Source organism: [Lactobacillus] rogosae (assembly GCA_900112995.1).
Lineage (GTDB): Bacteria > Bacillota > Clostridia > Lachnospirales > Lachnospiraceae > Lachnospira > Lachnospira rogosae.
Window position 1 is genome coordinate 54,537 of the sequence record FONU01000003.1, and the last position, 13,561, is coordinate 68,097.

Annotated in this window: 11 protein-coding genes and 2 pseudogenes; 12 read left to right on the top strand and 1 reads right to left on the bottom strand. The window is 36.1% G+C overall.

The window, feature by feature from the left end; genetic code table 11:
- Positions 1 to 117: 117 nt before the first annotated feature.
- From add to BM157_RS00300, 12 genes and pseudogenes are all read left to right on the top strand, one after another.
- Positions 118 to 1,206, top strand: coding sequence for an adenosine deaminase (gene add, locus BM157_RS00255; protein WP_318255696.1), 1,089 nt, complete (start codon positions 118 to 120; stop codon positions 1,204 to 1,206).
- Positions 1,175 to 3,037, top strand: a complete 1,863-nt coding sequence (locus tag BM157_RS00260; protein ID WP_318255697.1) for a hypothetical protein — start codon at positions 1,175 to 1,177, stop codon at positions 3,035 to 3,037. The genes add and BM157_RS00260 overlap by 32 nt, the downstream gene beginning before the upstream one ends.
- Positions 3,038 to 3,058: 21 nt before the next feature.
- Positions 3,059 to 4,717 (top strand): ATP-binding protein, encoded by a 1,659-nt coding sequence (locus tag BM157_RS00265; RefSeq protein WP_022502910.1) that lies wholly within the window; start codon positions 3,059 to 3,061, stop codon positions 4,715 to 4,717.
- 136 nt (positions 4,718 to 4,853) lie between these two features.
- A pseudogene (locus BM157_RS13165) lies at positions 4,854 to 5,555 on the top strand (amino acid ABC transporter substrate-binding protein); the annotation flags it as partial.
- A gap of 153 nt (positions 5,556 to 5,708) precedes the next feature.
- Positions 5,709 to 6,338, top strand: a pseudogene (locus BM157_RS13170) (amino acid ABC transporter permease); the annotation flags it as partial.
- A 15-nt stretch (positions 6,339 to 6,353) separates the two neighbouring features.
- Positions 6,354 to 7,118 (top strand): amino acid ABC transporter ATP-binding protein, encoded by a 765-nt coding sequence (locus tag BM157_RS00275; protein ID WP_090139467.1) that lies wholly within the window; start codon positions 6,354 to 6,356, stop codon positions 7,116 to 7,118.
- A 43-nt stretch (positions 7,119 to 7,161) separates the two neighbouring features.
- On the top strand, positions 7,162 to 8,064 hold the full coding sequence (locus BM157_RS00280) for a LysR family transcriptional regulator (RefSeq protein ID WP_055175564.1): 903 nt from the start codon (positions 7,162 to 7,164) through the stop codon (positions 8,062 to 8,064).
- Positions 8,065 to 8,201: 137 nt separating this feature from the next.
- Positions 8,202 to 8,942, top strand: coding sequence for a CpsB/CapC family capsule biosynthesis tyrosine phosphatase (locus BM157_RS00285; RefSeq protein WP_022502906.1), 741 nt, complete (start codon positions 8,202 to 8,204; stop codon positions 8,940 to 8,942).
- A gap of 284 nt (positions 8,943 to 9,226) precedes the next feature.
- A complete protein-coding gene (cysK, locus tag BM157_RS00290; RefSeq protein ID WP_022502905.1) occupies positions 9,227 to 10,165 on the top strand; it encodes a cysteine synthase A in 939 nt (312 codons plus the stop codon).
- Positions 10,166 to 10,418: 253 nt separating this feature from the next.
- Entirely contained in the window at positions 10,419 to 10,712 is a 294-nt protein-coding gene (locus tag BM157_RS12840) for an ion transporter (protein ID WP_055175558.1), read from the top strand.
- Positions 10,713 to 10,879: 167 nt separating this feature from the next.
- Entirely contained in the window at positions 10,880 to 10,999 is a 120-nt protein-coding gene (locus BM157_RS13175) for a hypothetical protein (RefSeq protein ID WP_349191425.1), read from the top strand.
- 103 nt (positions 11,000 to 11,102) lie between these two features.
- Positions 11,103 to 11,798 carry a hypothetical protein gene (locus BM157_RS00300; RefSeq protein ID WP_022502903.1) on the top strand — a complete coding sequence of 232 codons (696 nt, stop codon included), beginning with the start codon at positions 11,103 to 11,105 and terminating at the stop codon, positions 11,796 to 11,798.
- A 265-nt stretch (positions 11,799 to 12,063) separates the two neighbouring features.
- Here BM157_RS00300 and BM157_RS00305 read toward each other — a convergent pair whose 3' ends face one another.
- Positions 12,064 to 13,431 carry an MATE family efflux transporter gene (locus tag BM157_RS00305; protein WP_055175553.1) on the bottom strand — a complete coding sequence of 456 codons (1,368 nt, stop codon included), beginning with the start codon at positions 13,429 to 13,431 and terminating at the stop codon, positions 12,064 to 12,066.
- Positions 13,432 to 13,561: the final 130 nt, after the last annotated feature.

The following is a 13,561-nucleotide window of genomic DNA, read 5'->3' on the forward strand; positions in this document are numbered from 1 at the left end:
TATAATAAGTATAACATAAACCTGGCAAATAATCAAACTTATAGTTAGTGCGAATTATCTATGCCTTTCAAAGCTGTATAAATATGTGCTATAATAAAGCTGTACATAGTGGGAGATTTGAAAAAAGCTAGAGCTGCCCTTACAAGGCACCAGATTGATATGCGTAAAATGTACGCAGAAAAGAGGATTATTATGAATATTAATATAGATAAATTACACTGCCTTATAGATTTACACGTTCACCTTGATGGTTCAGTCAGTATTCCAATGGCTAAGAGGCTGGCTCTTATCAATGGTATTGAACTTAATGAAAGTGAAGAAGACCTGAAAGAAAGATTACAGGTGTCCAAAGACTGCAGGGATTTGAATGAATATCTGGAAAAATTTGAATTTCCACTGACACTTTTGCAGAAAGCTGAAGCTATTACTGAATGTGTGAGAATGTTAATAGCTGGGCAGGATAGTCAGGGGATAATGTACAGTGAGATAAGATTTGCACCACAGCTTCATATGCAGAAGGGGTTGACACAGGAAGAGGTTGTGCAGGCGGCAATAAAAGGACTCGGTAATTCAGATTATCACAAGCTTATATTATGCTGTATGAGGGGAAGTGATAATGAGGAGCTTAATAAAGAAACGATAAGGATTGCCCATACATATCTTGGACGTGGAGTTGTGGCACTAGATCTTGCCGGTGCAGAAAAATTATATCCAACAAAGCAGTTTGTTGGAATATTTAAAGAAGCTTTGGCATATAATATTCCGTTTACAATACACGCAGGTGAAGCAGATGGAGAAGAAAGCATAAAGACGGCAATATATATGGGAGCTGAAAGAATAGGACACGGAATAATGGCAGCCTGGTCAGAGGATATGATTAAGGAGCTGGCAGATAAGAATATTCCGTTAGAATTGTGTCCTACAAGTAACCTTAATACGAAAGTTGTTGATAATATTGCTGATTATCCAATTATGAAACTTATTAATAATGGTGTTAAAGTTACCATAAATACGGACAATATGATGGTTTCAGGCACAAGTATTAAAAATGAGCTTAAATTACTTGTGCAAACATTTCCTATAAATGGTATAATATTAAAGAATTTGCTTATTAATTCAGCAGAAGCTGCATTTGCCAAGGATAGCATTAAAGAACAGCTTAAAAGAAAGATATATGAAGAATTGGATGGGGTTACTTATGAATGAAGTTAATGAGTTATTTACAAAGGAGAATGTTGAACAGATAGTTGTTCCACAGGTTGTAAAAGATGATTTACTAAGCATTATAGAGGAAAAGCTAAAAAGAGCAGGATTTTACTACAGAATTGCATACAGGGTCAAGGCAGTTGATTCTATGGTGAATAAGCTTATATTTAAAGATTACAGACGTCCGGGTACGGAGAATGAAGATAAGAAAATGCAGGATCTTGTAGGAATAAGAATAATCCTATATTTTGTTGATGATGTAGATATATGCAGAAAGCTTTTAGATACATTATTTATATCTCCAGGAATGTGGGAGACTACGGAGAATAATGAATATGAATTCAAGGCTATGAAGGTCAATGGAATATTCAAGCTTCCAGCATATCTTAGCAAGACAATTGTCAATCCATATCTGTCAGATTATGTTGACGATACATTTGAGGTTCAGGTAAGGACGAACTCATTTGAGGGCTGGCACGAGATTGAGCACGATATGAGATATAAAGGCTCGGCGTTTGGAATAGGTAACGAAGCACTGGCAAGAAAGATGAACAGTATTCTTGCTACATTTGAACTGTGTGATGATTCGATAGCAGGGCTGCTTGAAGATTTAGGACACCAGCATTACAAAGACAAGAAATGGAATGATATGTTAAGGTGTCACTACAGGTTAAAGTTTGAGAATGAACCACTGCATCCATACATAGAGGAGCTGTTTGACTCAGACACAGAGCTTGCAAAGATATTTTATAAGGCACCAAGACAAGGGGCTATTGAACAGTTATGGCTTGATACTTCAGAGAATGGAATAGAGCTTACACTTAATAATATAGTAAAGATTGTCAATCAGATAGGCCCTGATGATGAAAGGCTTAACGAGGCATTTAGAAAGATAGAGCAGGAGCATAAGAATAAACAGGAATTCGAGGCTGGCGGTAAAAGACGCCGCTTTGAGCCGTTTAAACCGCTTGGCAATTATAAGGTATTCCAGTCACATTCCTGCATTGATCTTACTAATCTTTCTATGGAGGACGCATTTAAAAAGGCAGTTAATTACATATATTCGTGGGTACATTCAAGATTTAATGAAGTATTTGATGATATGCCGGGCAGTGTGGATACATATGATAATGAAAGACCGGGGTATAAGGTATCGCTTGAATATGATAATGAGAATTTATATTTCAAGGAGATTACAACGCACCTTGATTCTAAGGTCGCTAACAGACTGTGGATATCGGTTGCTACTATTAAGAAAGATGGTGACAGGCTTTTATTTGACGTAAGTAATGAATATGCTGAGCCAGCAGATAAGTACAGAGATAATGAAAATGTATTGTTCAGCCGTCCTAACTTCTATGGAGAGATAGCAGATAATATTGGAATCTGTGATGTGGAGAGGTTAAGACAGAATGTAAGGGGTATTGATAATGAAGAAGAATACAATACATTAAAGGATCTTATTAAAGATGATAATAGGCAGTTCCCTGTAGTTGTATTTGTGGCATCAGATGATTATTGGATAGAAAAGTTTGATGTGGACTATTTTGCATATCTTGTGGGGTATTATGCACATATTAAGAGGATTACAACAGATGAACTTTCTGAGCAGTTTGCTAAAGATTATGATTTGGACGAAGACGAGTTTAGGGATTCGATCACTGTATTTTATCCAGGCAGAGAACCTAACACAAGTTATAAGTCGCATATCTTAAATACTACATTTGAGGTTATAAAGATAGAGAAAAGAAAATACTGGAATGAGAATGGGTGTAGGGCGTTCAGGCGACAACTTGTTTCAGATATAAGAGAGAATAATGTCATTATGTAGATAACAGAGGGGTAGAAAGTTATGAGTAGAGGGAATAATAAAAGCAGTATTGCTGCAGAAGGAACACAATGGTATGGAAATGTTGTATCAAGCACGCTTCAGGCATATTACGAGGTGTACTATGTCAATCTTTCTGATAATACCTGCAAAAGAATATATCCGTGGTATATCGAGGATAATGAGTTTATAGATTATACTAACGAGGTCAACCGTAGAATATCAGGTAATATCATATGTAATAATTCGGAGGAAGATGTGTCAACGCTTCTTGCAGTTGATAATCTTAAATGTGAATTAAAACATAAAGATAAGACAGAGTACAGATACAAAAGACAGGTAACCAATGGAGTATTCAGGTGGTGTCTTGTAAGTGTTGTCGTTGAGAAGCGAAAAAATGGTGAGCCTGTAAGTGTTATTCTTATGATAAGGGACATAGAAGATGTTATAAAGAAAGAGATTGAACAACAGCTTCTTATAGAAGAAGCACTTGCACAGGCTGAAAGTGCTAGCAGGGCAAAGGGAAAGTTCCTTTCTGATATGTCGCACGAAATCAGGACACCTATGAATGTGATTCTTGGATATGCCTCAATTGCACAGAATAATATGGATAATCGGGATCAGGATAAGGTTAAGGATTGCCTTGAAAAGATTAAAGAAGCTGGAAATCATCTGATTGGTATTATTAATGATGTGCTTGAGGTGTCAAGGATAGAGCAGGGAAAGATTAATATAGAAAATGAAGAAAGCGACATTTATGAGCTTATGACAGATTTCTATAATCTTGTAGAAATTCAGGCGGCAGTAAAGAAACAAAAGATGACAATTGATCTAGAGGGTATAACTGATAAATATGTGTATATGGATTGGACGAGAATAAGCCAGGTGCTTATTAATCTTATTAACAATGCAATCAAATATACGCCGGTTGGCGGACATATAGATGTTATTGTGAAAGAAGACTGCAATAATAATATAGGGGATAATATACATAATTATATTATTATAGTGAAGGATAATGGCAGGGGAATAGATGAAAAGGATATGCCATCATTATTTGATTTGTATACAAGGGGAGCATACGATAATGATATATCAGTAGAGGGAACAGGGCTTGGACTGTCTATATCCAAGCAGATAATTGAACTTATGAATGGAACAATAGATGTTGACAGTAAGTTAGGCGAAGGTACAACATTTACAGTAAAGTTACCGCTTCAATATGTTGTCAGGACACAGGCCGATAAAAATATAACTGACAACGGGACAGATAATAATATAATAGAGAATGATCAGAGCCTGTCAGATATAAAGGTAATGGTTGTTGATGATAATCAGTATAACAGGGAAATTGCCTGCGAGCTTTTACGGGAAAATGGTGCTCATATAATTGAGTGTGCCAGTGGAAGTGAAGCTGTAGATTATATAAAATATAAAAAAGGTATTGTGGATATTATTCTTATGGACGTGTGTATGCCAGATATGGATGGTTTTGAGGCTACACGTTTAATAAGACAGTTAGAAAAAGACAGATGGCAGGATATTCCGATTGTAGCAATGACAGCTAATGCATTTGATGAGGACAGGAAGAAGGCACTGGAGCACGGAATGAATGGACATATAGCCAAACCATTCGATATAGATACATTTGCAGAAACAGTATTAGAATATGTAAAATATTAAGTTGACATAAGTGCATAAGTAGGGTACGATTTAGTGTATTAAAGTAATAAAATATTCACGTATTAGAGAAGTGAATTGCAAGAACAGAATGGAGATTAATATGAGGAACTGTACCAACACGCAATTATTAAGGAAAATGCTTATTGTACTTTTATTATGCTCTTTTATAGCAGGTACATTTACTGCCTGTTCAGATAAGAAGCAGTCAGACGGCAAGACAACATTTACAGTGGGTTTTGATGCGGAATTTCCACCTTATGGTTACAAAGATGAGAGTGGAGAATATGTTGGATTTGACTTATCTTTAGCAGAAGAAGTATGCAGACGTAATGGCTGGGAACTTGTCAAACAGCCAATCGACTGGGATTCTAAAGATATGGAACTTTCATCTGGAAGCATAGATTGTATATGGAATGGATTTACTATGGACGGAAGGGAGTCCGATTATACATGGACAACTCCATATATTGATAATTCACAGGTTGTAATAGTAAAGTCAGATTCAAGCATTAATTCATTATCAGACTTAGCAGGAAAAGTTGTTGTTGTGCAGTCAGACTCATCTGCACTTGCAGCATTTACCGGTGAAGATGCAGAACCGGAAAATGTTGCACTTGCTAAAAGCTTTGCCTCATTACAGCAGGTTGGTGATTATAATGGTGCATTTATGAATCTTGAGGCTGGTTCAGTTGATGCGATATGTATGGATATGGGTGTTGCCAATTATGAACTTAATGCAAGAGGCGGCAGATTCAGAATGTTGTCACAGCATGTATCTAATGAACAGTATGGAATAGGCTTTAAACTTGGCAATACAGAATTAAGAGATAAAGTACAATCAACACTTCTTGATATGCTTGATGATGGAACATTTCTTTCGATAGCTGAAGAATGGGGACTTGAGGAAAGCATATGCTTAAGTGCTGATAATGTTGTAAATGATAGTGATTTAGCTGTTGATAAAGGTAATTTCTTTGTTGAACTTGGAAGCGTTGTATCCAAGCTTGCAGAAGGTATGCTTGCATCACTTGCAATATTCGTACTTACACTTGTATTCTCACTTCCACTAGGACTTTTACTTATGTTTGTAAGATTGTCAAAGGTAAATGTAATAAGATGGATTGCAAAGATATACATATCAATAATGAGAGGAACACCCCTTATGTTACAGCTTTTAGTTGTGTTCTTTGGTCCATATTATGTATTTGGAATTTCGCTTTCTTACAGTTATAGATTTTATGCGGTAATTATAGGATTTGCACTTAATTATGCGGCATATTTTGCAGAGATATTCAGATCGGGAATTCAGGCGATACCAGCAGGACAGAGTGAAGCTGCAACAGTTCTTGGTTACACAAGGGCACAGACATTTGTAAGAATTATACTTCCCCAGATGACAAGAATTGTGCTTCCACCAGTTACTAATGAAGTAATAACTCTTGTAAAAGATACATCTTTAGCATTTGCACTTGCGTATACAGAAATGTTCACGCTCGCTAAGCAGATTGCGGCGGCAAGTGCAAGCATAATGCCATTATTTATTGCAGGAGCATTTTATTATATATTCAACTTTATAGTTGCCTGGATAATGGAATATATAGAAAAGAAAATGCGTTATTAAACAGATGGAGGCAGTATGAGCAGTACAAGTTTACTTGAAATGAAACATGTAAAAAAGACATTTGGAAGTCTAGAAGTGTTAAAGGATATATCAATAGAAGTTAATGAGGGAGAGGTTGTTGCAATAATCGGACCATCAGGTTCTGGTAAATCAACATTTTTAAGATGTGCAACTCTCCTAGAGAATATGGATGAGGGAACATTGTCATATTGTGGTGAGAGTGCAACGCTTAATGAGTCAGGTGCAGCACAGTACGTAGACAAGAAGAAGTTACACAGCATAAGAAATAATTTTGGACTTGTATTCCAGAATTTCAACCTTTTCCCACATTTTTCAGTGCTTAAAAATGTAATTGATGCACCAATTAATGTGCAGAAACGTGATAAAGCTGAGGTGACTGCCGAGGCACGCGAGCTTTTAAAGAAGGTTGGACTTGAGAATAAAGAAGACAGCTACCCAGGCCAGTTATCAGGCGGACAACAGCAGAGAGTTGCTATTGCGAGGGCACTTGCTATGAATCCAAAGATGCTGTTCTTTGATGAGCCAACATCTGCACTTGACCCAGAGATAACAGCAGGAATTCTTAAGCTTTTAAGAGAACTTGCCAATGAAAAGATGACAATGGTTATAGTTACACACGAGATAGATTTTGCCAGAAATGTAGCTGACAGAGTTATATTTATGGATGGTGGCGTAATAGTCGAAGAGGGTAAGCCGCAAGACGTTATAGATAACCCTAAGAGTGAAAGAACTAAAGCCTTCCTTCAGAAAATGGCATAAAAGGAATGGTATAAAAAGAATAGCATAATATGGAGATTAAGGTATGACATTAAACCAGTTAAAATATGCGATAATTGTTGCAGAGTCAGAGTCTTTTAATGAAGCAGCCAAGAAGCTTTTTATATCACAGCCAAGTCTTTCAACTTCAATACATTCCTTAGAGGAGGAGATTGGAGTACAGATATTCAGACGTTCACAGAATGGTATTGCAGTAACACCTGATGGCAAGGAATTTATCGGTTATGCAAGACAGGTTATGGAGCAGTATGAGCTTTTAGATGCAAGATACATCACTAAATCAGAAGTCAAGAAAAGATTCAGTGTGTCAATGCAGCATTATTCTTTTGCGGTTAATGCTTTTGTGCATATGGTTAAGCAGTATGGTATGGACGAATATGAGTTTGCTGTACACGAAACCAAGACACACGAGGTTATAGAAGATGTGAAGAATGGCAAAAGTGAAATTGGCATACTGTACATTAACAGCTTTAATAAAAATGTGCTTGAGAAAATCTTCAATGATAATTATCTTGAGTTCCATAAGCTGTTAGAATGTGAAATATATGTATATATGTACAAGGGACACCCGCTTGCTGGTAAAAAGCTTATTAAGCTTGAGGAGTTAAAAGATTATCCGTGTCTTTCATTTGACCAGGGGGATTATAATTCATTTTATTATGCAGAAGAAGTATTAAGCACATATGAATATAAGCAGCTTATTAAGGCTAATGACAGGGCAACTATGCTTAATCTTATGGTTGGACTTAATGGATATACGCTGTGTTCAGGAATTATATGTGAGGAGCTTAATGGTGATGAATATTGTGCAGTAAAGCTTGATGCTAAGGAAGTTATGGATATTGGTTATATTTCAAGAAAAGGAATTGCGTTAAGTACGATAGGGCAGCAGTATCTTGAAGAAATATCCAAGTATAAAGCGTTGTAAATATAGGGCTTCGTGAATGTAAGAACTGGTAATTATAAAGTTTATATAAGCTTTGTAATAGTTTGATTGACAGATGATATGTATATTTTATATAATAAAATATAAGAACGTATGGTTGGAAAGTGAGCGGGTTTTATATGAGAAAGATGAGTGAAGAACCTGTATGTACAGGTTTTACAGATATACATAATCATATTTTATTTGGAGTTGATGATGGTTCGCCGGATATAAAGACAAGTATGGAAATGTTGCGAATGGCATATGAAGATGGTATAAGAGATGTCATATTGACACCACATTTTCATCCTAAGAGAGGTATGGCACATTACAGCAAGATAGTAGAGCATTATGAGATACTTGCTGACGAGGCGGCTAAGACATTTCCTGATATGGGGGTATATCTTGGCAGGGAAGTGTATTTCAGGTCAGAGATATTAGACGATCTGGATAAGCTTGATGAAAAGACAATGTGCGGAACTGACACAATTCTTATAGAGTTCTCCTCAGGGGTTGAGCAGGACAAGGTAAGAGGAGCTGTACTTGATGTTATAATGGCTGGCTATCACCCAATTGTGGCACATGTTGAAAGATATGTGTGTACGGTTAAGGATTGGGACTATATATATGAGTTAAAGAGAATGGGTGCTGACATACAGATTAACGCAGACTCAGTTACCGGCGATAATGGCTGGGCAGTACAGAGATGTACTAAGGCACTTCTTAAAGACCATATTGTAGATTATATTGCATCTGATGCACACGATTTGAAGTCAAGAACACCTCAGTTATCAAAGTGCTATAAGTATGTTGTGAAAAAATATGGCGTGGAATATGCTGACAAGATAATGAAGGCAGATGTAACGAAGAAATTCGGTTGATATATATGATATATATTAATAAGTTATATAAAGATAATAAGATAGAAGTCTGGAATACGGCAATGTTATTAAATTAATGACACTGGCTGTGGTACAGGCTTCTTTTTAATTTAATTATTATGGATATATGGAAGGATAATACGGGGCATAATAAAAATTATAAGAATTTAAAAATTAGTGGTTGACAGATTACTAATCAGAGGATATAATGCAATCATAAAACACATTAAACATATAGGTTTATAGGAAAACAATAATAAAACATTTTCAGGAGGATTAATAATATGAGTAATTATGTAGAGAGTGCAGCAGAATTAGTAGGAAAGACACCATTACTTAAGCTTAATGGATATTCTAAGAAGGCAGGGGTTACAGAGGCTAACATATTTGGTAAGCTTGAATATCTCAACCCAGCAGGTTCTGTAAAGGACAGAATTGCATTAGCAATGATTAAGGATGCAGAAGATAAGGGATTATTAAAGCCTGGTGCAACAATCATCGAGCCAACAAGTGGTAATACAGGTATTGGTATTGCCTCAGTTGCAGCAGCTAAGGGCTATAGAGCAATTCTTACACTTCCAGATACAATGTCAGTAGAAAGAAGGAATCTTTTAAAGGCTTATGGTGCTGAACTTGTTCTTACAGAAGGTGCTAAGGGTATGAAGGGTGCTATTGCAAAGGCAGAAGAACTTAACAAGGAAATCGAAGGCTCTATCATCTTAGGACAGTTTGATAATCCGGCTAACCCAGCAGCTCACAAGGCTACAACAGGTCCAGAAATCTGGGAACAGCTTGATGGTAAGGTAGATATATTCGTAGCTGGTGTTGGTACAGGCGGAACAGTTACAGGTGTTGGTGAATACCTTAAGTCACAGAATCCAGATGTTAAGATTGTAGCAGTTGAGCCAGCAACAAGTCCGGTTCTTTCAAAGGGAACAGCAGGTGCTCATAAGATTCAGGGTATCGGTGCAGGATTTGTTCCTACAGTTCTTGATACAAAGATATATGACGAAATAATTGCAATTGATAATGATGATGCATTTGCAGAAGGCAGAGCATTCGCAGTAAGTGAAGGTGTACTTGTTGGTATTTCTTCAGGTGCAGCTTTAAAGGCAGCTACAATTCTTGCACAAAGACCAGAGAACAAGGGTAAGAATATCGTTGCATTACTCCCAGACTCAGGTGATAGATATTTATCAACAGCATTATTTGCTAATAACTAATCGCTTGTTGTGTGATGTGAATAACAGGACTAGTGGCTGGTATTCACATCATCATAATAATATACATTTCTCCTTATAAATTTTAATACCGGTGTCAGTTAATAGCTGGCACCGGTATTTTATTGTGTGTTTATTATGTAATATATGTTACAATATATAACAAATGTTACAGCAGATAACAGCAATTAATAATCATCAGTCAGTCAAACTGTAAGCGTATGAACTGATTATGAATACAGGCGGCGGGATTTGTATGAAGAACAATATATTTAACATAATTCAGATTGGGGATAAGAGCAACCGCATAAGCAGGGCTTTTGATATATTTATAACGATAACAATATTTTCTAATATTATAGTGACATTTTTGCAGACCTTTGATGAGCTTGCATTTATGGGTGGATTTTTTAAATGGGTTGAGTATATAACTTTATTTATATTCTGCGTGGAATATATTCTTAGGATATGGACGGCGGATCTGCTTTATCCTGAATGTAAAGGAGTAACTGCAAGGTTTAAGTTGGAAGAATTATGGCGATATGCATAGCCTATCTTGGAGTTGGTGCGGTGGCTATACCAACAGGTATTATTAGTGCAGGTTTTGTTGAATAGTATCAGAGAAAAAGCAGCATTTCTGATATTAAAAATGCAGATATAAAAGAGATAGCAGAGATAAAGATTGATAAGACACAGGCAGGAAAGACAGTAGAGGAGATTGAAGAAACAGATTTTGTGTCAATATATCTTATATTTAGAGATGATTTATCGATTCTTCCACAGAAGGATACTATGCTTAAGCTGAATGATATAATTATAATTCGCGATGGGAATTAGGAATATTTTCTAAACATATTGTTATGCGTGCCGATATATAAAATATGGATATCCACGGAGGGAATTATATATCCTGGTGCGATTGCACGGAAAGGAAGATAAAGTGAATATTTCTACACAATCTACTACTCTTCTTGATATGTTAAATAGTAGTAGTTCAACAGGCAAGTCAAAGAGTGCCGCAGATTCTTATATTGATGTTCTTATCCAGAATAACAACTTAAGATATCAGCAGAAGATGAAAGAAGTTCTTGGATATGATACATCAAGTTCTTCTAAGGATGCACAGTATGAGAAGGTTGCATCTTCAGCATCTAATCTTAACAGTGTAATAAGTTCATTATCTAACGAATCGCTCTGGAATGAAGATTCAAGTGATTATTCTAAAGATAAGGTATATGATACTGTTAATAATTTTGTAAGTGCTTATAATACACTTATTACTAACATTAATACAGTTGGAAGCACAATTGAGAATACTTACAAGACTAAGCTTGATAAGCTTGTAACAGACAATAAGGAGGCACTTGCGGCAGTAGGTATTACTGTTGATGATAATGGCAAGCTTTCAGTTGACACTGATAAGTTAAAGAGTGCAGATATGTCTGAATTAAAGAAGATGTTAGGAAGTGAGTCTGAATTAATGAAGGGAATTAAAGAACAATCAGGTTCAGTTAATAATATTGTATCAGAAGCATTAAGCATACAGAAAAGCCTGTCAGGTCTTTATAATTCTTCATCTTCAAGTGTTGATGTGTCAGATTTATTATATGGAACATCTTACGATTCGAAGGGGTAATATAAAGTTAATATTTTTGAGGTGAGTGTTGGAAATAGAGCAGCATAATCTCAGAATATGAATTAATTGAAATTAGAATACTATTCTTAATAAAGCAGGACTGCTATGTATATGTCACCTTACTGTTAAGTAGGGGGCATATATATGGCAGTCCTGCTGTTTTATGGTAAGCACTTACGTTTTATGACTATTGGTTTTATATTAATTATGTATTAATTATATAAATTTATGTCTGATTTAGTCAATTAATAGTATTACTATAACATTAATCAGCCACAGATGTATCATCTTTAGCTACAAAATATTTCTTATAAGCTACTATGAATAATACTATAGATAAAGCTGTTGCAATATAGTCAGTTATAGGCTGTGTCATAGCAAGGTTAACAGGCGTGTTGTTCACAATGCTTGTTGTAATCAGTATCGGAAAATAGATTATTCCCTGACGGCTTACTGAAAGTATAAGTGATGGTATCGCAGCACCCATTGACTGTATTGCATTGATGAATACGAATAGTATTCCAAGCACAGGCCCAGACATTATGTATATTCTTGAAAATGCAAATGCATATCCAAATGCTTCCTCATCATCAAGAAATGCTTTTGCAAGAGGAGCTGCACCAAGATAACATATGAGTGTCATTATAATACTTAAGCATATTGCAAAACATAAAGAGAATTTTAAAACTGAGCGGTAACGCTTGCTATTTCCAGCACCGAAACAGTAGCCGAGCAGAGGCTGGATACCAGTTCCAACACCAATAAGAAGCATAACTGCAATCATATTAACTTTCATAGCAACACCAAGACCGGCAAGTTGTAAATCACCATGTTTTGCCATAAATGAATTGATCATAATATTGGAGAAGCTCATAAGTATGCTGTTAAGTGAAGCTGGAATTCCGATTGAAAGCACACCGAGAGTAATTATCTTTTTAGCGGAATAATCTTTAGGTTTAATCGATAATATCGACCGCTTGGAAGTAAGGTGGATAATATAAAATACGGTTGAGAAAATGTTACCAAGAACTGTGGCAACAGCTGCACCTGCAACATACCATTTAAAACCAATAATCATAACAGGGTCAAGTACAATGTTAATCATATTACCGATAATCATTCCGGTCATAGCGACTGTAGCGTGACCTTCAGAACGAATGATATTACTAAAGGAATTGCTTACAATAAGAAATGGTATTCCAATGGCAACGATTGAAAGATATTGTGAAGCGTATCCTATTGTAGCATCACTTGCACCGATAAGACGGCATACGGGAACTGAAAATATTGTCATAATTATCATAGCAATAACGCCAATTGCTGCACCTGTCCAAAAACAGAATGCTGAAATATGTTTGGCCATATCACGTTTTCCTTCGCCAAGCATTCGGCTTATCATAGAAGTACCACCAATTCCAAATAACATACCGACAGCCATGAATATAATAAATGCTGGTGTAGCAATGGAAACAGCGGCAACCATAAGTGGGTCTTTAGTCTGACCAATAAAAAATGTATCCGCAAGATTGTATACAAGAACCATAAGCATACTTATTATAGATGGAATTACGTTAGTAAGTACGGCTTTAGGTACTGGAGCATCGCGGAAAATCTGTTGTGTTTTATCTTGCATAAGTAGGGTCCTTTCTTTACATAATATTTTTAAAAGGGGGATAAATAACAATGTTATAGACATGGACGATTGGGGTGGGCTGATATAAGCAACGAAGACCCGTTTGCACTGAGTGTCGCTCGCAGCGGTA